General features: G+C 35.3%; 16 protein-coding genes and 1 other annotated feature. Of the genes, 2 read left to right on the forward strand and 14 right to left on the reverse strand.

Annotation, left to right across the window (positions count from 1 at the left end; all coding sequences use genetic code 11):
• Positions 1–23 precede the first annotated feature (23 nt).
• Positions 24–1,355 carry a cytochrome P450 gene (locus tag BED47_RS21355; RefSeq protein WP_069035340.1) on the reverse strand — a complete coding sequence of 444 codons (1,332 nt, stop codon included), beginning with the start codon at positions 1,353–1,355 and terminating at the stop codon, positions 24–26.
• A gap of 487 nt (positions 1,356–1,842) precedes the next feature.
• Between BED47_RS21355 and BED47_RS21360 the strand changes: the two genes are divergently transcribed.
• Positions 1,843–2,520, forward strand: a complete 678-nt coding sequence (locus BED47_RS21360; RefSeq protein ID WP_069035341.1) for an immune inhibitor A domain-containing protein — start codon at positions 1,843–1,845, stop codon at positions 2,518–2,520.
• A 132-nt stretch (positions 2,521–2,652) separates the two neighbouring features.
• Here BED47_RS21360 and BED47_RS21365 read toward each other — a convergent pair whose 3' ends face one another.
• The 4 genes from BED47_RS21365 to asnA all read right to left on the reverse strand — a co-directional run bounded on the left by BED47_RS21365 (position 2,653) and on the right by asnA (position 8,071).
• On the reverse strand, positions 2,653–4,440 hold the full coding sequence (locus BED47_RS21365; protein WP_069035342.1) for a helix-turn-helix transcriptional regulator: 1,788 nt from the start codon (positions 4,438–4,440) through the stop codon (positions 2,653–2,655).
• A gap of 95 nt (positions 4,441–4,535) precedes the next feature.
• Positions 4,536–5,114: a sensor domain-containing protein gene (locus BED47_RS21370; protein ID WP_069035343.1), complete on the reverse strand. Its 579-nt coding sequence runs from the start codon at positions 5,112–5,114 to the stop codon at positions 4,536–4,538.
• A gap of 197 nt (positions 5,115–5,311) precedes the next feature.
• On the reverse strand, positions 5,312–6,652 hold the full coding sequence (locus BED47_RS21375) for an erythromycin esterase family protein (protein ID WP_069035344.1): 1,341 nt from the start codon (positions 6,650–6,652) through the stop codon (positions 5,312–5,314).
• Between the two features lie 435 nt (positions 6,653–7,087).
• The gene (asnA, locus tag BED47_RS21380) at positions 7,088–8,071 is read right to left on the reverse strand and encodes an aspartate--ammonia ligase (protein ID WP_069035345.1); all 984 of its coding nucleotides are present in this window, start codon (positions 8,069–8,071) and stop codon (positions 7,088–7,090) included.
• Between the two features lie 69 nt (positions 8,072–8,140).
• Positions 8,141–8,401: a binding site (T-box leader), on the reverse strand.
• 464 nt (positions 8,402–8,865) lie between these two features.
• Here asnA and BED47_RS21385 point away from each other — a divergent pair.
• Entirely contained in the window at positions 8,866–9,699 is an 834-nt protein-coding gene (locus BED47_RS21385) for a carbonic anhydrase (RefSeq protein WP_069035346.1), read from the forward strand.
• 654 nt (positions 9,700–10,353) lie between these two features.
• Here the strand turns inward: BED47_RS21385 and BED47_RS21390 are convergent.
• The 9 genes from BED47_RS21390 to BED47_RS21430 form a co-directional block, all read right to left on the reverse strand.
• Entirely contained in the window at positions 10,354–10,764 is a 411-nt protein-coding gene (locus BED47_RS21390) for a VOC family protein (RefSeq protein WP_069035347.1), read from the reverse strand.
• Between the two features lie 352 nt (positions 10,765–11,116).
• Positions 11,117–12,064 carry a helix-turn-helix transcriptional regulator gene (locus tag BED47_RS21395; RefSeq protein ID WP_069035348.1) on the reverse strand — a complete coding sequence of 316 codons (948 nt, stop codon included), beginning with the start codon at positions 12,062–12,064 and terminating at the stop codon, positions 11,117–11,119.
• A 166-nt stretch (positions 12,065–12,230) separates the two neighbouring features.
• Positions 12,231–13,403 carry a sugar ABC transporter permease gene (locus tag BED47_RS21400; RefSeq protein ID WP_069035349.1) on the reverse strand — a complete coding sequence of 391 codons (1,173 nt, stop codon included), beginning with the start codon at positions 13,401–13,403 and terminating at the stop codon, positions 12,231–12,233.
• Between the two features lie 15 nt (positions 13,404–13,418).
• Positions 13,419–14,933 carry an ATP-binding cassette domain-containing protein gene (locus BED47_RS21405; RefSeq protein ID WP_069035350.1) on the reverse strand — a complete coding sequence of 505 codons (1,515 nt, stop codon included), beginning with the start codon at positions 14,931–14,933 and terminating at the stop codon, positions 13,419–13,421.
• Positions 14,934–15,042: 109 nt separating this feature from the next.
• Entirely contained in the window at positions 15,043–16,191 is a 1,149-nt protein-coding gene (locus BED47_RS21410) for a sugar ABC transporter substrate-binding protein (protein ID WP_254664640.1), read from the reverse strand.
• Between the two features lie 374 nt (positions 16,192–16,565).
• Entirely contained in the window at positions 16,566–18,107 is a 1,542-nt protein-coding gene (locus BED47_RS21415; protein ID WP_069035351.1) for a response regulator, read from the reverse strand.
• 18 nt (positions 18,108–18,125) lie between these two features.
• A complete protein-coding gene (locus BED47_RS21420) occupies positions 18,126–19,547 on the reverse strand; it encodes a sensor histidine kinase (protein WP_069035352.1) in 1,422 nt (473 codons plus the stop codon).
• Positions 19,537–20,529 carry a sugar-binding protein gene (locus BED47_RS21425; protein ID WP_069035353.1) on the reverse strand — a complete coding sequence of 331 codons (993 nt, stop codon included), beginning with the start codon at positions 20,527–20,529 and terminating at the stop codon, positions 19,537–19,539. The genes BED47_RS21420 and BED47_RS21425 overlap by 11 nt, the downstream gene beginning before the upstream one ends.
• 430 nt (positions 20,530–20,959) lie before the next feature.
• The gene (locus BED47_RS21430; protein WP_069035354.1) at positions 20,960–22,210 is read right to left on the reverse strand and encodes a dicarboxylate/amino acid:cation symporter; all 1,251 of its coding nucleotides are present in this window, start codon (positions 22,208–22,210) and stop codon (positions 20,960–20,962) included.
• Positions 22,211–22,392: the final 182 nt, after the last annotated feature.

Consider the following 22,392-nt stretch of genomic DNA (forward strand, 5'->3'; position numbering starts at 1 on the left):
TATGTGTGTACATTAAATACCGCTCATTTTCTCTTTTTTACAATCATACGCAATCCATCTTTCGGACGAAGTGTGATAAGTGGTTCTGTCTCCAATTTATGATGATTAGGAGCTAGTGCAATCGTATAATGCTGAACGACTGTTGCTAATACTAAAGTAGCCTCCATAATTGCGAAATGATTTCCGATACAAACACGTGGCCCACCACCAAAAGGAAAATACGCATATTCAGGAACCCCTTCTACCTTTCCATTCTTAAAACGCTCTGGAAGAAATTCTTCTGCATGTGAGAAATACCTTTCAGAACGCTGCATGATATAAGAACTCATCATGACTGTCTCACCTTTTTGAATTCTGAAGTCACCAATGCTGACATCTTCTATTGCTTTTCTGCTAATAAGCCATGCAGGAGGATAGAGACGTAAACTTTCCCAAATAATTTGCTGAGTATAAATTAAATCTTTCATTGATTGATAATCTGCTCGTTTTTTACCTAGAACACGATCTACTTCTTCATATAATAATTTAGCTTTATCCGGATGCTGAGATAAAAGATATAAGCACCAAGATAATGCATTTGCAGTCGTTTCATGACCCGCAAGAAAAATTGTCATTGCTTCATCCCTTAATTGTTGATTCGTCATGCCTTCATTAGACTCTTCATCCCTTGCTTGCATTAATAGTCCTAGTAAATCTTCCTTTGTTTCTGAGCTATTTCTTTTTTCAATCATTTCATATAACACCTTATCGATTGCCTTAATAGCCTCCGATAAAGATTTATTTTTTGGTGTATTCAGTTTGAGTGGAGCTTTTAAAACGGATCGAATTCGCTTCGTTGCAATCTCCATAATAATGTCAAAATGCTTCCCAACACGATCATGTCCTTGACTCAGATCCATACTAAACATAGTTTTAGCAATAATAGCTAATGTAAGCTCCATCATATCTCTACTAATGAGACGCTCTTCACCATCTTTCCATGAACAAATAAACTCTTCAGTGAGCAATGTCATATCCTTTGCATAGGATTGAATATGCTGCTTCGTAAATGATGGCTGAATCAAACGCCGCTGCCTCATATGTACTTCATCTTCACTCGTTAACAATCCCTCACCGAGCAACGTTTTCATCTCTTGAAATGGCTTTGATTTATGGAATGAATACTGCTTCGTTACTAATACCTCTTTTATTAAATCGGGCTCTAATAGCAAGTTCATTTTACGATGAGCAAAACGAAATGAGACAATCGTATCATGATTTCTATAAAGTTCACTTAAAAAATATATTGGATCTTTCCGAAACTCATTCAAATGCCCTAAAGGTGAATAAGAAGCCAGTCCTTTTACTTCAAGCATTATAATCACTCCATTTCAGGAAATTTTAATCATAGGATACTCTTATTATATTAAGAAGAAGAGACGGCTAATGCTTTTTATATTTTGATCTACGTGTACTTAAAACTAGCAGACTTGTATTCTAGGAATTATTTTTAGATCTAAAAAAAGACTGCCTAATTTAGACAATCTTTCAGAGATGATACGTTCTGATAAAGAATATGGTACAAATCTTGAAAAGTTAATCTTCTTCTCGACTGTGTCCAATCCATTCTGAAACGACATAAGAAATAGAAGGATCTTTTTGCCCTTCCAAATCGTGTTTCTCGACATAGTGTTTTTTTATTTCTAGTCCATATGCCTAATTCTTATCAAAGTTTGTCGAAGCTTTTAATTATTTCTTAACAATATAAACATTCAAATGATTCAGATTTATTATATAATTTAATTGTCTTATCTTTTCGACAGGATAAGGAGGAAAGGCTTATTTTTTTAGGGGAAATGTCGAATGAAAAATGAGGAGGAATGGAGTGTTGCCCTTCCAGGTTTCTATGTTGATGATGTCAAAGTGACGACTAACAATAAGGAAATCCTATCAGACGATGCAGAAGGAACTTCGAAGTTTAACCTTAGTGGATTCACAAAAGATTCTGGTAAGAAAGAAACAAGTCACTACTATTTATTAGAATGGCGTTCTCACAACGGCTCTGATTCAGGTTTAGCAAATGTAAACCGCAGAGGCACAATGTTATCTTATGATCAAGGGCTAGTGGTTTGGTATGTTGATAATAGTTTTGACAACAACTGGACAGGTCAAGGTTACCACCCTGGTGATGGCTTCTTAGGAGTTGTCGATGCCGATCAGCACAACAATATCTGGCATAATAAAAATTGGACAGATCCTACTGATAGCTACGGTCTAAATAAAGTTCTAGGTTCAAACAGCTACCAAATGCATGATGCGGCATTTAGCTTAAATAAAGGCAGCGATGTCACTATTGGTGATTCATCTTTCTACATGAAAGATAGCTTTACACAAAGTAATGCCCTATTCGATGATTCTCAAGATTATAGCAACCCTCAAGATCCAGATGTTGGCCGAAATGTTCCTAAATACGGATTGAAAGTTCGTGTAGTGGGTCAAAGTGCTGACGGTTCAGTTGGGAAAATTGTTGTCTTTAAATAAAAATGAAGTGAACTCAAAAAGTTTATAAAATTAATAGCGAGGATTGAATCCTGTATTGTACAGGACTCAATCCTCTTAATTTTGTCTAAAGTCGTCTTCCGCTTAGCTCTAAAGAAAAAATAAACATTTTTCTCATTCAATTATTCCTATTTCTTGAGCCATCTGAACCGCTTCTTCCTTGTTACGCACGCCTAACTTTGTGTAAGCCGTGGAAGCATAGTTTCTGACCGTACCATTTGACAAATATAACCTTGAAGCTATCGTGTTGTATCGTAGTCCCTTTGCTACTAGCTGCAATATTTCTATCTCTCTAGCTGTTAGCTCATAAGCAGTTGCTTTAGATTGTGGTGTCTCATTTTGCGCATCAAACTTCTCAAATATTTTGTGAGACATTTCCTGATCTATCAGGGTCCCACCTCTGTGTATAAGTCGGATTGCATTAGCTAGCTCCAACGTTTCAATAGATTTAAGTAAAAAACCATCCGCACCGCAACGAAGGGAGTCCAGCGCCTGTTCCGTATCCTGAAACGTTGTAAAAATCAATACGCGGATATGTGGCCATTGTTGTTTAATCCTTTTGGTTGCTTCGACTCCATCCATGTGGCGCATATCTAAATCCATTAGTACAATATCGGGTTGAAGGCTCCCGCACATCTCGATGGCTTGATTGCCATCTTCAGCCAAACCGACTACATTTAAATCTTCATATCTTTCGAGTAGTGTCCTCAAACTTTCCCGAACAAACGGTTGATCGTCGACAATTAACAATCGAATAAGTCCATCTTTTATTTCAGTTTGTCGCGGTATAGTACAAGTAACAAGCATTCCTTCATCTGGTTTTGTATATACAGACAATTGACCTTGCAAATTCATTGCCCGCTCTTTCATCGCTCTAATACCAAAGCCTTCCTGCCATTCTACATTTCCCTTACCATTATCTTGCACTTCTAACCTAGTAAATTGTTGTTCAAACTGCAATGAAACTATAATTTCATTCCCCTGACCATGACGTACTGCATTTGTAAGGGACTCTTGTAAGCAACGGATGAATGCCATTCTCGCCTGCCGAGACAGTTCGTATTCCTCTCCGAATGCTCGAAAGCTTACATTCACCCGAGCGTACTCTTGAAATTCGGCTCCAAGATTTTGTAGAGATTGAGTTAAGGAAAGCGATTGACACGGTGAATCCATTTGATGTAGGTAACCTCTCACGTCCTCAATGCTTCTACGCCCCATTTCAAGCAGAGAATCTAACCTCTGAATACCCTTTTCGGTAACAAGCTCGGTACGTAACGTTTCCATCCCCAAAATAATGGATGTATAAGTGTGGCCAACTGTATCATGAAGCTCACTAGACAGCCTGCTTCGTTCCTCTGCAAGTGTAATGCGTTCGATCTGAGACATATATTGCTCAAGTACCGCGTTTTGTTTACAAATCGCTTCATTTTGCTTATGATTGACGATTAATAAATGAAAAGCGAACCCCATTACATAAGCGAATCCGTAGTATGTGACCATAATCCAATAGCTATTACTTGGCGCAACCGCATCGAAAATTCCAGTTATAATAAAAATTGTTGTTGGAGCTGTCCAATAATAGGACAAATACTTACTATTTGCTGCGATAAGAAACACCGATATAAGAAATGTGCTGTAAGCTTCTGGAAATAAAGAAGTTAAATAGATACATAGTCCGCCATATAGCAATATTTCTGTGAACAAGTAATATTTGTAATTGAACAGTAAGGCTACCCATGGAATAGAGAAGGCAACAATCTCCCAAGGAATAATAACCCAAAGTGATAGTGTTAAACCATCCTGAAAATTTAATGTAGTTAGGATGATCGAGACACTAACAAGTAGACGGATTCCTAACATAATCCAATCATACCAAAACCAATACTTAACCATATTCAACAAGTCATTTACCCCCTAAGTAGCCTTCCTTCTTATTACCTATATTATAGAATAATCTTTATCGCATTTTTATACTTTTAAGTTTAGACTGCAAACTTCTATCGATTTAGCTGCCGAATCATATTGCGTGTATAACCTCCAATTTTTTTTGCCAAACCATCTACTAATCTAATACTTATAGCGGTAATCACTATACCCATAGACATTACAATGAGTGCCTTGACAAAAGTATCAATCTGCATGAAAAAAATATTCATGTCGATGTATCGATACAGTATTGGTGCCAATAGAAACATAAGTGGCATTACATATAAAACGACTGCACTTATGAGACTGAAAATTCCAATCACAAATTTCTGCATTAACCAAAAGACTGCAGACCAGGTGCGACGATTCGTAAGCCCTAATTTCACTTGTGCCCAGTCCGATGTATCCGTTGTTACACTACTATTATAAGAGTCTGTCGAAATATCAGTGTAAATTTTCGTTTGTATACGTTCGAATTGGATAAAGGATGTGGTCGTCTGAAGTACGCGTATAACTAGTGGAATCCCGACTACAGTAAATGAAAGGGTGAAACTCAATAGCAGAGCAACCAGGTAAAAACAAAAATAAAACAGTCCTGTAACAAAAGTTAGCAATAAAAAATAACCATTCTGGATGAATCTTAGTTTCATAAGGTTCATCACTCCTCTCTATTTAATACCAGCATCATACTGCTTTCTTTGTCAAACTCACTAGTGTAAAAATGTCATATGACATTTTTACATAATGCTAAAAAGGGCGAATTAGCCTACTCCTGTTTAAAAAAAGATGATTTCCATCATAAAACAATCCCGTTCTTGGCTCTGCAAGAAGGGATTGTTTTGTACTCTTAATTAATATGAGATGGACTTGTTTTTCGGATATGAAAAATTATATCGAACTGCTCAAGCAATGAAGTATCATTATATAATGAACCGTTTGGGAGGATCTGTCCCCCTATACTCAGTAATGGCCTCTTTTCTCTAACCCATTTCTTTGCTTGACCATTAAGGTGACGATTATCTAACAAAAACATATTATATGGGACTTTTCCAAGGATATAATTGAAACTATTCACATCTTGTGGAATCGTATCAGTTGCAATCTTACCTCCAGTGGTAGGATTATATTCGCTGTATAAGGTGAATTTTCCCTCGGTAGTTGTACTGCCAATTGAAACATAATTATTGTCTAAACGTTCTTTCAAAAACTGTCCCGCAACATTAGGGTATAATTTCTCATCGATAATACCTTTGGCTATGTGGATATTGTGTGCCCATACCATAGTTTTACCGCCAAATGTCTCTTGTGCCCACATTGCATGATCAGCCAAATATTGATCATGTAGCTTCACCATACTTGGATAATCATTAGGAAGCATCATTGTGGTAAATTCCTCTATTACATTCGCCGTCTCTTTCACCCAGATAAACTCGGATGAAACTCTCTCTGTGTTTGCTTGTTCATTTTCATTATTTAGCAATTGGACTACTTTCTCAGCATTTGCCTTGAATTTTTCTTTCATTTCAGGAGCAAGCTGCATATATTCCTGTATACTTCCAGTGTAAGAAGAAAGCTCTTTATAGTTTTCTTCTACTTCTGCCCGTATATCTGGTCGATGCTGCTTTACATAATCAGTTACTTTATGAAAGACACTTTGATCCATTGTTTTTAAGTCAAGTCCGATAAATTGGATTTTCTTTTTATTGGATGGATCAGCATTATAATCTTTCATCCACTCAATCATGGCTATAATTTCATCAGTAGGATATAACAATTTTAAGAAATCTCTAGGATTCCCTTTTCCTGTTTGGATATAGTCATTTAGCTTTAAGCCGTTCCCCCAATCTTCTTCCATTCCGAAATTCGTAAAACCCATCTCAGTAACTAAGTATTTCACTAGGCGAAACTTCATGGTGAAAATTTCGGAGCTTCCATGAGTATTCTCTCCTAATCCTACATATTGAGCGCTCCCAATCATGTTCTTAAGTGGTTTTAAATCGTCAAATGGTTTTGATGGTTCTATCGTTTTTAATCGCTTTGCCTGTGATTCTATCGAATTAACGATATTATGTTGGATTGGTTGAACTGAATCTTCGACTGCTACCGCTTGAGCTTTTCCTTCTCCACCAAATCCTGCAACTAATATAGCTGTACTAACCATTGCACAATACATCTTTTTCTTATTCATTTTCTCACCTCAATTGAATTATTCAAAAGCAAGATTGATTGATGCACTTGCACGGATCAATCAATTGCCTGAATTCAATTGTTAGCTATTTCATATCACATTTTCTAGTTACATATTGTCATAAGATTAATTGACACAGGTCATATGCTAATCATTACACTTTCGTACTTTCGGTTTTATCTGTAATTTTTACAATATTAACTCTAAGCTAACTCTACTTTATTTTCCAATTACCTTTGACTAAACAGTCACTGCCATTCAGAGCAACAAAAAAAATCGAATTTACATTCGATTTTTTTGTCCACTAATGCATGGTATATTTTAGTTTTCGATTTTCTTAAGTTTCAAGAAAATGATTCATAGTCTTATAGTGTATTCTAATTGTTTAACCTTTGGTTTTGTATATTGCATTCTTATTTAGAGGTCCTGTCTTTTCTAAAACAAATGAATGTTTTCTTTCTTACATGCTTCTCGCATTTCATCAGGCCATACAGAAGATTGAACTTCACCAATATGCGCTTTACGTAAGAAGAACATGCACATTCTTGATTGCCCAATACCACCACCAATTGTTAGTGGAAGCACTTCCTCTAAAATACCTTTATGAAAATCATAATCGCGTTTGAAATCTTCACCTGTCTTCGTTAACTGCTCATCAAGTGATTTACGATCAACACGGATACCCATTGATGATAATTCAAATGAGGATTGTAATACTGGATGCCAGAATAAGATGTCTCCGTTTAATTTCCAATCGTCATAGTCAGCTGCACGTCCATCATGTTTTTCACCAGAACGAAGTACATCGCCAATTCCAATAATAAAAACTGCACCATGCTCTTTTGCAATTGCATGCTCACGATCTTTCGGTGTTAATTCTGGGTATTTATCTTCTAATTCTTGGGCTGTAATAAATATAATATTTTCTGGTAAATACTTCCCAAGATACGGATATTTTTCAAATAAATAATTTTCCAAACCTTTGAAGATTCCATAAATTGTTTGTACGGTTTCTTGTAAATAATCTATTGTACGCCATTGATTTTGAATAATTTTTTCCCAATCCCATTGGTCAACATAAATTGAATGAGTAGCATCAAGTTCCTCATCACGGCGAATCGCGTTCATGTTTGTATATAAACCTTCACCAGCTTCATAACCATATTCATGCAGTGCAAATCGTTTCCATTTCGCTAGTGAGTGAACAATTTCTAACTCTTCTCCTGAATGTAGCATATCAAATTCAATGGGGCGTTCTACACCGTTTAAGTGATCGTTTAAACCCGATTTTTTCGTTACGAATAATGGTGCAGATACGCGGAACAGTTCAAGACGTTTTGCTAATTGATCCTCAAAAAATGTTTTAACTTCCTTAATTGCGATTTGTGTCTCTCTTACTGTCATTAATGATTGATACATGCCTATTTCCTCCTAAAATGTTTGGATGTAGTAAAAGAAGCCAACAAAAAAAGCCCTTCTTTCCCAAAAAACTGGGACGAAAGACTTTGGTTCCGCGGTACCACCCAAATTAGCAACAGAGGTTGCTCACTTATTCAGTACGGAGATTAGAGAGATCTCGATACTGTTCTTCTTTAACGGCGAAGTTCACGGCTAAGTCTACTTTCCTAAAAAAGGATTTCGGTTAGCGACTCCAGGAGGTTCTTCATAACAGGCTTCGTATCAGGCTCACACCACCCCTGACTCGCTTTGTCTACGTCCTACTACTACTCGTCCTTTCACAGTCGTTTTGTTGTCACATCTCTGAAACATTTTATTAATGATTATTTTATAGATAAAAATGAGAAAGTCAATATTTTTTTCAATTTTTATTTTATTCTAATCAAATAAACATGTTAATGATCTATCTTTAAACTGTTCTCTTTTGCGTTATTTTGTAGCCAGTAATAGATCTTTTGAACTCGAAGGTTTCATTCATTGTTGTCAACTATTTTCACGGATGGCTAACGCTCAACTAGCCCAATTCAACAACCTTAAAGCTGCTTTTTTAGCTTTTTTCTTATTCAAGTAAATGGCAGGTTAGTGCAATAAGAAAGGATTAGAAATTTAGTTAAATAATCTACAAAAGAAGGAAAAATTTCCCTTTATATAGAAATGGATATATTTGGATATTATTTTTTATAGGGAGAATTTTAAATTATGATAAAACGGAAAGTAGTCATATATAAAAACAGGAAATGGGGAAAGACACTGACATGAAGAAGATACTCGTTTATCCAATTTTAGCTGTGATGTTAAGTTCTGTATTAGGAGCTTGTACATCACAAAATGCACAAACTCCCAAACTAAAAGAAGAACAGGCAACTGAAAAGAATGCAGGAACAGAAGTAACTAAAATAAATACTTCCCATTGGTCCTATGAAGGGGAAACAAGCCCCGAGCACTGGGGGGAATTAGATCCTGCTAACTCAGCCTGTGTAAATGGTAGTGAACAATCGCCAATTAACATTGAATTTTCGCAAGTTGAGAATGAACAAGATGCAGAAGACCTTCAAATTAATTATGAACCGATGTTATTTTCACTCATGAACAATGGTCATACTGTACAGGCAAATGCTGCGGGTGGTAGTAACAGCATACTCATTGAGGGGAAGGAGTACAAGCTTGCACAATTTCATTTCCATACCCCAAGTGAGCATCAATTCAACGGCAAAAACTATGTAATGGAGCTTCACCTTGTACATAAAGATTCAAATGGAAAGATTGCTGTCCTTGGAGTGATGATTCAGGAAGGTGAAGAAAATAAAAATCTGGCAGCGGTCTGGGATATTCTACCGAAAGAAGAAACAGATAAAGATATTCCCTTGAATGAGACAGTTGATTTAAAGGCTTTGCTTCCTGAAGATCAAACTGCATTTCATTATGAGGGTTCATTAACGACCCCTCCTTGTACAGAAGAGGTAAAATGGACCATTTTTGAAATGCCGATTGAAATGTCAAAAGAACAAATTGAAGCATTTCGAAAGATTTTCCCCGATGATCATCGTCCAGTTCAATCTCTAAATAATCGTAAAGTCATAAAAAGCTAAAATATCCACGTTAATAGATTGTTATACCCAACGGGAGCGTTGATCAAAGAGAGATTAATACTCTATTTTGTTGAACTTACTTATATAGGGAATAATTAATAGTCTTATCATGATTGAAATGAGGGAAATTAGAATGTAGTCTCCTGACAATAATTGATAACTAATTACATCACCATCTTTTAGATCAGTATTAGCAATGAACCTCTTTGGTATTTTTTTAGCTTGTGGTTGTGAGGAATTTATTTGTTCTTTTAGTTTTAGTAATACTGCTTGCCGCTTCTTTTTTAATTGTTCGTCATCTGCCCAATATTCAAGATCATCACCACTATCAATAATTTGAATGGCTATATCTTTTACTTCGTCTTGGAGTCTACCTAATTTCCATTGAATACACGCAAATGTTAACCAGAAAGTAGTGATTTCATCATCATCTAATCATTATTCTTTTTTATTAATAAAGCTCGATAGAAATCTATCTTTTATTTTATTGGCAACAATTTCATCAAATTGTTTTATTCGATGAATATAGAGGTCCATTTTCTTAATGGTTCATTTTCAAACCTGGAAGACGATGTAGCCACCAGAGAAATGATATCGGCACATTCGGCCCAAAATGGTCATATATTTTACAAATCGTGGCCACTCTCGCTTCAACTATCCGTCAACCCTACCGCTGAACCGTTTGATCGCTTCCTCGGTCACCGGCTCGAAGAGGTTTACAAGGTTGCCGTCGGGATCACGAAACAACATAGCACGGTTCCCCCACGGCATCGTGGTCGGTTCCTTCACCCACTCGTCAATAAAAGGCTTTAAACGTTCGTATTCAGCATCGATGTTGTGGATTTGAAATTCGATGATAACAGTGTGATTACTGGCCGCTATTGCGGAACCAGTGCCAAACAGTGGTACCGTCTGCGAGTGGCCGATTGCCAGGGTGCACGATTTCAAAACAAGTTCGGCAAAAACAGGCGCGGGGCGTTCCGCTGAAACACTCAAGACTTTTTCATAAAACTTGACAAGACGATCCAAGTCGTCGGTAATAATGCGAACAGAAGCAAAATTCACTAGATAACACCCTTCCTAATAAAATATCGTATCATATCATTTTTGGCCAGAACCAGCGATGCTATCGTAAATTGCAAAAGGTTACGAAGTCCTGTTTTTTCCATTTTAAGTAACTTAATTTGCGATTTAACGGACATTCGTTGGTTCTACCCAGGTTTAAAACTGTAAAGGCTAGATTTAATCAATAATTATTCCATTTTTGGTTTTAGGACCCATCCTTCCATGTCTGCCTACTGTGCAATTGGTCCATAGTAATATGAATTATCCTTTGCAAGACATACTTCGCATTTATCTCCCACTCCTTTACGTTTGCTTACTCCCATTATAAAAAAACACTACTGACAACAGTATGTCAGTAGTGTTTTAACATTTTTTTGACTTCCTCACGAATCCGATTTCGGAATGATTCAGGCTCCAATACAATCACTCCCGCTCCCCAGCCAAGCACCCATTGTAGCAATTCGTCTAGTTGACGAACGCGTAAGACCACATGCAATCCATCTCGATGCTCTTCCATATCCTCCATATATTGATGGTTCGACTCCCTCACTTTATCTACGATGTCATGGTTAAATCGAAGGCGTACTCGCAAGTTCCTATCATCCGGAGGGGTATACTCCCTTAAGTTAAAATGCGACGCCAGTTCGAATTGTTCTTCCAGATCGATAAGTTCCGTCATTCGGGACAAGCGGAAGTGGCGAATCTCTTGGCGCAGATCACATCGAGCTACGAGCATCCACGATCCTTGAATGAGCACCAATCCATAGGGAGCAACGGTACGAACACTATGGTGCTTCCCCTCGGAATCTGCAAGTCTTTTTGCATAATGAAAGTTTATCTTTCGCTCGTCTAATATCGCTCGACGGATCTTTTCTAGATATTTCTTTTCTTTTGACGGCGTAACCTGTTTATCGGAAATGAGCAAACGCATAGTTTTGAGTACTTGAGAAGTTTCATTGCGAACGCTCGACGGAAGAATGGCCTCGATTTTGGCACCAGCCGCTTGAGCCCTGACACGATAATCATCATCAAATTGTTGTTCGATAAAGTCTGTTCCAATCAGTAGGCTCACGGCTTCTGGTACCGTAAAACTGATAGGGGGAAGGAAATAGCCTTCCATTAAGGAATATCCTGTCCCAGGGGCTCCTATGATTGGCACACCAGCTTCACTCAGCGCCTGAATGTCGCGGTAGATGGTTCGCACGCTAGTTTCAAATAGGGTTGCCAAATCTTCGGCACGTACAACTTCTTTACGTTGCAACTCCAGCACAACGGCTAACAATCGGTCTGTTTTGTTCATTGGTTCCCCCCTTGAATGTTTATTACAAAATAATATACCACATGTTCTTCAACTAACCTGCCATTTAATCGAATAAGATAACCTCAATCCACTTTAACAAATTCAAATTAAAAAAAAAAAAAAACAGAAACAAGCCACCACAATCGACTGTTTCTGTTTTTAAATATTATTTCCCTTTATTACGTGTCATTACGTCAAACACAACTGCAAGAACAAGTACTGCTCCTCGAATGATGTATTGGTATGAAATATCAATACCCATTAAGTTCATCCCACTTGTTAATGAAGCCATTACGAATGCACCGATAATTGTACCTGTTACTTTACCAACACCACCAGCAGCAGAAACACCACCTACATAAGCTGCAGCAATTGCATCTAACTCAAACATTGTACCTGCTTGGGGAGAAGCAGATGCAAGTCGAGCTGTAAACAATACGCCTGAAAGGGCTGCAAGCATACTCATTGAACCGAATACAATGTAAGTGATTTTCTTTACGCTAATACCACTTAACTGTGCTGCTTCAGGGTTTCCACCAACTGCATAAATGTGACGCCCTAAAGGAGTTCTTGTTGTAATGAAGTGGTAGACTACTACTACAATAAACATGATCACAGCAGTCCAAGAAATTCCTTGATAGCCCGCTAGAATATAGCAAATGTAACCAATGATACCAGAAATAAATAATAATTTAATAATTTGCATTGGCATTGAAAGTACTTCAAAACCGTATTTTATGTTTACGCTTCTCTTTTTAAAATCACTCCAGATAAAAAGAATGATAGAGATTGCACCAATTAATAGTGTTGATATGTGTAAACCATTTATATTTCCTAAACTAGGAATATAGCCATTTCCAATTGCCTTAAAGCTTTCGTTAGCAACGATGATTGTACCAGTTTTAACAAGAGACATTAGTAGTAATCCCTTGAATATTAACATTCCTGCTAATGAAACTACGAATGAAGGGATTCCTAAATTAGCAACAAAGAATCCATTAATTAGACCAATAATAGCGCCAAATACTAGAACTGCAATGATAGAAATCCAGACTGGCAAACCGTGTGTTAGAAATAGAGCAACTACTGCTCCTAGAAAACCAGCAACGAAACCAACTGATAGGTCAATATGTCTAATGACAATTACTAATGTCATCCCAACTGCAAGGACTGCAACATAACCTGTCATATTGATTAAATCGCTTAAGTTACGAGATGACATAAATAATCCATCTGTATTTAAAGTAAATACTAACATAATTACTGCAAGAGCTATATACATTCCATATTCACGGATGTTTTTCCTTAATAACATGCCTGCTTCTTGAAAAAAGTTCATTTTATTCAACCTCTCTTAAACGGTAGCTAGAGCCATAACGCTCTCTTGAGTTGCTTCTTCTCTTGATAATTCCCCGGTTATTTTACCTTCTGCCATTACATAAATTCGGTCACTCATACCAAGGACTTCTGGAAGTTCAGAGGAAATCATGATAATACTCATGCCTTGTTCAACCAGTAGATTCATAAAACTATAGATTTCAAACTTTGCGCCTACGTCTATACCACGTGTAGGTTCATCAAGAATAAGTACATTCGGATTCGTAAATAACCATTTACTTAACGATACTTTTTGCTGATTACCCCCACTCAATTTCCCAACAATTGAAGTAATTGAAGGAGCTTTTATGTTTAACTTGTTTAAATAATCATTTGCAACGACAATTTCTTCATGTTGATTAATCACGCTTGACTTGGAAATTTCAAATAAGTTCGTAATCGAAATATTATTTTTAATATCTTGTTCAAGGATCAGTCCGTCGCCTTTACGATCCTCTGTTACATAGGCTATACCAGCTTTTATTGCATCTTTTGGATGTTTAAAACGCTTTTGTTCACCATGCACTAAAACGGAACCATCAAGTTTGAAATTTGTTGGATTGCCAAAAATACTTTTTGCTAGTTCTGTTCGACCCGACCCCATCAATCCAGCAATACCGATAATTTCGCCTTTTCGAACATTTAGATTGATATGATGAAGAATTTTTCGACCTAATTTTGGATCGTATACATCCCAGTCTTTTAACTCTAATGAAACTTCACCAAACTTTTGATTTGGACGCTTTGGATAAATATCATCAATTTCACGCCCAACCATATGTTTGATAATTGTGTTTTCGGTGATTTCTTCTTTATTTAAAGAGCAAATTGTTTTCCCGTCACGAAGTACAGTAACCGTATCTGCAACAGCAATTACTTCTTTAAGTTTGTGCGAAATCATAATACAAGAAATGCCTTGGTTTTTTAATTCTTCCATTAAGAATAGTAGATTTTCACTATCATCTTCATTTAAAGCAGCTGTAGGCTCATCAAGAATCAGCAATTTAACATCTTTACTAAGTGCTTTAGCAATTTCAACAAGCTGCTGTTTCCCAACACCTAATTCCTTAATTTGCACGTCCGGATTTACATCCAACTTTACCTTTTTTAACATTTCGATTGCTTTTACAATCGTTTCATTGAAATCAACCGTCATTCCCTTTTTAATTTCATGTCCAATAAAAATATTTTCATATACGGACAGTTCAGGAAAAAGCGATAATTCCTGATAGATAATTCCAATACCCTTTTTTTCACTATCACTAATTTTTGAAAATTTTTGAACTTCATCTCCAAAAACAATATCACCTGTATAGGTTCCAAATGGATAAATACCACTTAAAACTTTCATTAGGGTCGATTTTCCAGCACCATTTTCACCAACTAAGCAATGTATTTCCCCTTTTCTAACCTTGAAGTTAACATTGCTTAATGCTTTCACCCCTGGAAACTCTTTTGTGATATTTCTCATTTCTAAAATAAATTCACTCATATGATCCGTCTCCCGAATTTGCCATCTACTTGAGTCATTGAAATTGAATAATTAACAAAATAGTGACGGTTAGACCATCACTATTTTGCAAGTTTTTTTCTTCTATTAATTACTTCAATCCAGTGAAGTCTGAAGCACTATAGTATCCAGAATCAACTAAGTCTTTCTTCACTGTGCTTTGATCAACAACAATAATATCTGTTTGTTTTGTTTTGATATCAGCTTTACCGTTGTTTGTAACGCCTGAAGCATCAGGAGTTTCATTTTTTAAGATTGAAGTTGCAGTAGCGATTGCATCTTTAACTAAAGTACGAACATCTTTGAAAACAGTCATAGATTGTTTGCCATCGATAATGTATTGTACAGAAGCTTTTTCAGCATCTTGACCAGAAATTACATATGAAGTTACGTCTTTATCTGATTTAAATGTATCAGCGATTGAACGAGCTGTTCCATCATTTGGAGCAAGAACTAATACATCACCTTTGTCAGCTTTAGTAGCCTTTGTTAAGTTAGATGAAGTTAAGTTTTTAGCTACATTGAAATCCCAGTTAGTTGTAACTTGACCAATAATTTTTGCTTGCTCATCACGAGTTAAATCAGCTTTAGCTTTTAAGCTATTTGCAGCTGCTGAATTCTCAACTTTGAATGTTCCATCAGCAATTTTTGGTTGAAGAACTTTCCAAGCACCTTGGAAGAATAAGAATGCATTGTTATCAGATGCAGCACCTGCGTATAGGTATAAAGGTTGGCCTGTTTTACCTGAAGCATGGTCTACAAGATATTGTGCTTGTGCAGCACCTACAGCAACGCTATCAAATGATACATAGTAATCAACTGCGTCAGTACCTGTAATTAAACGGTCGTAAGAAATTACTTTAACACCAGCAGCTTTTGCAGCTTCAGCTGAAGCAGCAGCAGCAGCACCGTCTTGAGGACAAATAATTAAAACTTTAATGCCTTTTGCAATTAAAGAATCAACGTTTGCTTTTTCTTTAGCAGAGTCACCTTGTGAGAATAAAATTTCAACTGAATAATCTGTATCTTTTAAAGCATTTTTAAAGCGAGTTTCATCTTGAGTCCAACGTGGCTCATCTTTCGTAGGTAAAACGATACCAATATCAACTTTACCATCCTTACTTTTCTTACCAGCAGAAGTGCTATCACTTGATGTTGCTGATGATCCACATCCAGCTGCGACAAGAGTCATTACTAAAAATACTGAAATTATTGCAAAAATCTTTGATAACTTTTTCAAAGTGTTTCCCCCTTTTTTTCTGGTTACGCTTTCATAAATAAGGTTATCACGATTTTTATTGGAAACGCTTACCCATTTCCTTCACTCTTTTGTCTATTACCTGTACTAATTTACCCCACCTCAGAAAACGTTTACATTCAGAATATTAAAACTAGCATTATCTTAACTTTGAGACATATTAGTGCAGTTAATTTCGATTTAATACAAAAAAGAGTCAAACAGAAACTCAATAAAAGTATGTACAAATTTAAAAACAATTCGTAAATACGATCATTAAGTACGTCGTTAGACTCTTTTAACAATAATTATTCAAATAAAGTAATTAATCATTTATTAGTTCAAATTTAAGTTTCCAAATTTTCCTCTAATTCTCTTTAAATATTCATTAAAACTTTCTTCCTATATTCCTTAGGAGACTCATTCGTACATTTTTTAAATACTCGACTAAAGTAATTTGGATCATTATAGCCCACTTGGTAACAAATTTCTTTTAAATTCAATTCTCTTTTTTCCATTAATTGTTTTGCTTTATTGATTCTTAAATTCATTAAATAATCACTGAAAGTCTCACCTGTTTGTTTTTTAAATAGTTTACTAAAGTAGACCGGATTCAATTTTAAATAGTTGGCCACTTGCTCAAGTGAGAGATCCTCTATGAAGTGATGAGCGATATATTCCCTAGCCAATATCATGAGATGATTCGTTTTGATTTCTTTTTCTCGATCGATCTTAGTAATTAAATGAATGATTTGTTGCTCCACAAACATCTTCAATTCACTGATTTCGTTAATTTCTGGAATATGAAATTTCTCAACTTCAATCGATGAACTACGGAGAGATTGGAAAACTTGATTAAATAATGAATTTAATTCCCTTCTAACTTGCTTAACATTATAATTAACAAATCTTTCATACAAATAATTAAATTGGTTCATAACCTCTTCTAAATCAGCTTTTCTAAAAGTATCAATTAAAACTTGTTTTTCCTCGTCCGGTATACTTAAAGAAAGATTTACTGAATGCAGATTAACACGTGTTAACTCATCACATTCTAAACTTGCATGAAATGCCTCATTATAAGATTGTCGTAATCCTTCAATCCCTTGCTTTAAAGACCCAATACCAATCACTGTTTGATAACCAGTTTGATTTTCTATATATTCAATGGTTTTTAAAGCATCTTGATAGAGTACAAGCGATTGTAGATCAGCTTCTCGGTTTGGCTGTACTGGAATAAATATGGCTAATTGGCCATCTACAACAGGACTGATTAAACAATTCCTCCAAGATTTCATAAAATGCCTTACGCATTCATAAATTCTCCTCTGCTCCTTGTCATTTTGACTAATTTCTTTTGGCAATTTAATGACGTTCGCATAACCTAATTCGATTTCAAAACCGAGAATACTAGATAGTTGAGACACATTTAGTTCCTGAACAGTATTAAACATTAACATTAACGTATATTCATTTTCAGTGAGAGGACGTATAATCGATAAATTTTCAATAGCCTCTAATTCTTGTAATCTTTTCTTATGATCTTCTTCTATTTCATCGATCATTTTTTGAAGCAAAGAGATAATATGATCCTTTTTAGCTGGCTTTAATATATAATCTTTAACACCTAATGAAATAGCCTCTTGTGCATACGTAAAATAGTCATATGCCGTGACAATAAATATTTTCGTATCAGGTAGTTTTTGTTTTATAACTGAAACAGCTTCAAGTCCTTGAATACCAGGCATTTTTATATCCATAAAGATAATATGAGGCTGGTATTCTATTGATTTTTCAATCGCAACTCGTCCATTTTCAGCTTGTTCAAATTGAAATTGATTAGGCATTGAACGGTTAATCATCAATTCCAGTCCCTCACGCTCTAATGGTTCATCATCAACAATTAATAAACGATACATAGGTTTCCTCCTTCAATTTTAAAATTTTGATGAGACAGGAAGCTTTAAAATAATGGTTGTCCCTTTATTTCTTTCACTTTTGATATCAACAATATCTTCTTCTCCATAAAAGAGGCGCCAGCGTTTAAACACATTTGTTGTACCTAATCCAGTTGAGCTTTTTTGAGAGATGATCGGCATAGACGATGTTAAAAGAGCCTCTCTAGTCTCCTCTTTCATACCAGCACCATTATCATAAATTTCAATGTAAATATAGTTATCATGATTCTTTATCGTAATCCCAATTACAGCTCCTTGTTCCATCCCTTCAATACCGTGTATAAATGCGTTTTCAAGAAGTGGTTGCAATGTTAAACAAGGAACTTTATTTCCTAAACAAGACTCCTCTATATTCAATTCGAAGCGTACACGATCTCTAAACCTCGCCTTTTGAATCGAAAAATATTCCTCAGCATTTCTAACTTCTTCCAAAAGCGTTACAGGCTCGTCTAATTTTCGTAAATTATAACGTAGCAAATTCGAGGTCGATACAGTTAGATCACTCGTCTGCTCAGCCCCTTCAATATAAGCTAACTTAGATATAACGTTTAACGTATTGAACAGAAAATGCGGGTTTATCTGACTTTGTAAAGCTTTTAACTCAAGTTCCTTAACAAGGCGATCCTTCTCTACTATTTCAATATTTTTCATCATTAAATTACTTAAATTTTTGGACATTTCATTGAGGATTTTACCAAGAATACCGATTTCATTATTTCGATACAGTGTAGGAGGATCCACATTAAAATTACCTTTACCAATTTGTTTAGCCATATAAACTAATCGATTGATTGGAATGACAATACTTCTAGACAACCATATTGCAAAAACAATACTAATGATAGTCGTTATAACGAACAACTGGACACCTAATTGATTCATTGACTGAGTATTTGCAATAATCTTTCGAAAAATAGGCTGATAATTACTAAGCTCTAAATCAACTAAGTTTTGACTATCTTCTCTAATAAACCCTGAGATTTTCTCTATATCTCGGTATTGATCTGTATAGCTTGAAAAATTTTGAGAGACTAAATTATCTGTAATCGATGTTTCTAACTCTAGAAAAGAATCAATCATATGGGTAAAGTTTTCTAACACAAGCTGATTATTTTTAGTAGCATTATGTGTTAACAATTCCTTTTTTAATTTTTGTAAATTGCTTTTATGCTGCAAAATCGACCGATAGTTTTTTGGCTGTGGATTAATAATATAACTACTCACCAAGCTTAAATTCTCCTGAGTTTCAGAAGAGATTTGTTTATATAAAAATATTTTATTAATCATTAAATTATAACTCTCTTGAACTTTCTTACCATTTTCAAAAATAAAAAATGAAACTAGATTTAATAAAATAACTAGAATAGGAATAAAAATAAACAACTTTGTCCTAATTTTCAACGTTTCTCCTCCTGATCAACGTTTCTTTCGTCACCACCTCGGTTGGTGTAAAATTTTCTTTATTAATTACTTTTCCATGTAACCAGTCGATTAATAATCCTACAGATTGAAAGCCCATTTCATATGGCTTTTGAATCACAGTTGCTTTGATGGAATCATCTTGAACTGCTTGGAGTGTGCCTTCAATGTTATCAAATCCAAATATCTCAACTTGATTTAACTTTAAATTTTTTGATGCATTCAAAATACCAATTGCATCTAATGCACTCGTACCAACCATAACTGAAATGTCTTTATTATTACGTAGCATACTTTCAGTTTGAAGTTTTGCTTGAATAATCGATATATTAGAGGACTCGATATCCTTTACTACTAGTTTCGGATGCTTTTTAACAATACTTAAAAAGCCATTTAATCTCGCCTGCTGACTTTCTGATTTTTCACTCCCTATAATAACGCCAATTTTTCCAACACCATTCGTTTCCTCTACAACAACTCTACCTAACTGCTCTCCCGCGCTAAAATTATTTGTACCTACATAAGCTATACGCTTACTTTTTGGCGCATCTGTATCAATTGTGATAACAGGAATATGTTGTGTAACCGCTTTATTAATTACGGGCGAAAAAGTATTCTCATCAAGACTTTGTACGATAATACCATCCACCTGAGAAGCAATTGCCTTTTCTAATAACTTAATTTGTTCTTCCGGACTTGTACGTAAAGGACCAATATATTCAACATTTACTCCATATTTTTCTGCAGCAACATCTGCCCCTTCTTGTACTTTCCTCCAATAAGGATTATCAAACTCCTGCGAAATAAGGACAAAATGGAGTTTTTTCTTCGGTTCTACTTCCCGATCCTGTAATTTTTGAACTGAATTTTCAATATTTCTAGCATTTATTTCAAAATGAATAAGTACATAAACAAACAATAAAAAAAGCACGCTTAAAATAATCGACCATTTTTTCTCTTCCATAACGCCCTCCAGTCCTATATTAAAATAGTACATTTTGATTATACAGTTTACAAGACTATTAGACTTTACAATTTTTTCCCTTTTATGTTAATTACTAATTTTCCCAATTGTTTTATAAATAAGTTTGACGTTTTACTACACTTTATTTGTTAGTCAAACATCTCTCATAAAATTTTAAATCGATATATTGAAATTTTTTCAAAAAAAAATGATCTCCTTTCTATAAATAGGAGATCATTTTCATAAATTTTATTGTATCTATGTATTTTATTCCTCTTACAAACCCAAGAATTTTAACCAATCTCAATAACCATTGGTTGACTCAAAAAAGTGCACAAAATATCTGTGCACTTTTACAATATGGTTTCTATAATTTTTTTCTTTCACTTAATTTGTCCAGAATTAAAAATGTTGGATCACATTTTCTAACTTAAACTGTCATTTTTGTTTCCTCAAACTCGTAGATCGGATGATATTCCCCTTCAGACTTTGATACTACAACAGTAGCAACACCGTTTCCAATAAGATTAGTAACTGCGCGTGCTTCCGACATGAAACGGTCAACACCAAGAATGAGTGCCATTCCCTCTACTGGGATGGATGGAAATACCGCTAATGTTGCGGCTAATGTCACAAATCCGGAACCAGTAACTCCCGCAGCGCCTTTAGAAGTCAGCATTAATACTCCTAGTAACGTAATCTGCTGCAAAATGCTTAAATCAGCTCCATAAGCTTGTGCTATAAACAATGCTGCCATTGAGAGATAGATAGATGTTCCATCAAGATTAAAAGAATAACCTGTTGGAATAACTAGCCCTACTACTGATTTTGAACATCCATATTTCTCAAGCTTTTCCATCATTTTCGGCAACGCTGCCTCAGATGATGAAGTTCCAACAACAAGGAGGATTTCTTCTTTTATATAAGCAATAAATTTAAAGATATTAAAACCGAACATTTTAGCAATTCCGCCAAGAACTAGAACAATGAATAAAGCCATTGTTAAGTAAACAGAACCCATTAGTTTTCCAAGATATAACAGAGAGCCGATACCGAATTCTCCAATTGTATATGCCATCGCACCGAATGCGGCTAATGGAGAGACTTTCATGATAATATTTACAATTCCGAAGAACACTTCAGTCAATTTTTCAAAAAGCTCTATAACCGGTTTGCCTTTATTGCCTAAATGGGCAAGAGAAATGCCAAACATTATGGCTAGTAGAAGCACTGGTAGAAGCTGACCATTTGCAAATGCTCCAATAAAGCTATCAGGTATAATTGAGGCGATAAAGTCCATAAAACCATGGCTTGTTTCCGCAGCTGCCTTAGTAAATTGCGTAATATCTCCTTTTCCTGAAGTTGCATCAATCCCTTTACCCGGCTTTAATATATTTGCAACAATGATACCAATCACTAAAGAGATTGTCGAAACGATTTCAAAATAAAGTAAGGCCTTTCCACCAATTTTGCCAACTTTCTTTATATCCCCCATACCCGCAATTCCAATCACAATGGTTAAGAAAATAATCGGTGCAATTACAACTTTTACTAGTTTTATAAAAATATCAGCAATAACCTTTAACTGTGAACCGAAATCTGGAAATGCGAACCCTACCAAAACACCTAGAAAAATACCAAGAATAACTTGAGTTGTAAGACTTTTAAAATTAATCCTCAATGCCCTTATCCTCCAATCACTTTTTTGAAAACGATTACATTTTTCCGAATTATTTACATGTTACAATTTTGTGAACATTATAAATAGTTAAATTAACTTTTTAAATTGTTTTGTAATTAAAGTAAGTAACAAAATCACGATGTTTCGTTCAATTGGGCTATATTTTATAGTAAATTGGAAAA

The organism is Gottfriedia luciferensis, assembly GCF_001712755.1.
Taxonomy (GTDB): Bacteria; Bacillota; Bacilli; order Bacillales; family Bacillaceae_G; genus Gottfriedia; species Gottfriedia luciferensis_B.

Bases quoted from the DNA above. Each gene is read 5' to 3' on its own strand.
- BED47_RS21355 (WP_069035340.1), bottom strand. From the start codon at position 1,355: ATGCTTGAAGTAAAAGGACTGGCTTCTTATTCACCTTTAGGGCATTTG.
- BED47_RS21360 (WP_069035341.1), top strand. From the start codon at position 1,843: ATGAAAAATGAGGAGGAATGGAGTGTTGCCCTTCCAGGTTTCTATGTT.
- BED47_RS21370 (WP_069035343.1), bottom strand. From the start codon at position 5,114: ATGAAACTAAGATTCATCCAGAATGGTTATTTTTTATTGCTAACTTTT.
- BED47_RS21375 (WP_069035344.1), bottom strand. From the start codon at position 6,652: ATGAATAAGAAAAAGATGTATTGTGCAATGGTTAGTACAGCTATATTA.
- asnA (WP_069035345.1), bottom strand. From the start codon at position 8,071: ATGTATCAATCATTAATGACAGTAAGAGAGACACAAATCGCAATTAAG.
- BED47_RS21385 (WP_069035346.1), top strand. From the start codon at position 8,866: ATGAAGAAGATACTCGTTTATCCAATTTTAGCTGTGATGTTAAGTTCT.
- BED47_RS21395 (WP_069035348.1), bottom strand. From the start codon at position 12,064: ATGAACAAAACAGACCGATTGTTAGCCGTTGTGCTGGAGTTGCAACGT.
- BED47_RS21400 (WP_069035349.1), bottom strand. From the start codon at position 13,403: ATGAACTTTTTTCAAGAAGCAGGCATGTTATTAAGGAAAAACATCCGT.
- BED47_RS21405 (WP_069035350.1), bottom strand. From the start codon at position 14,933: ATGAGTGAATTTATTTTAGAAATGAGAAATATCACAAAAGAGTTTCCA.
- BED47_RS21415 (WP_069035351.1), bottom strand. From the start codon at position 18,107: ATGTATCGTTTATTAATTGTTGATGATGAACCATTAGAGCGTGAGGGA.
- BED47_RS21425 (WP_069035353.1), bottom strand. From the start codon at position 20,529: ATGGAAGAGAAAAAATGGTCGATTATTTTAAGCGTGCTTTTTTTATTG.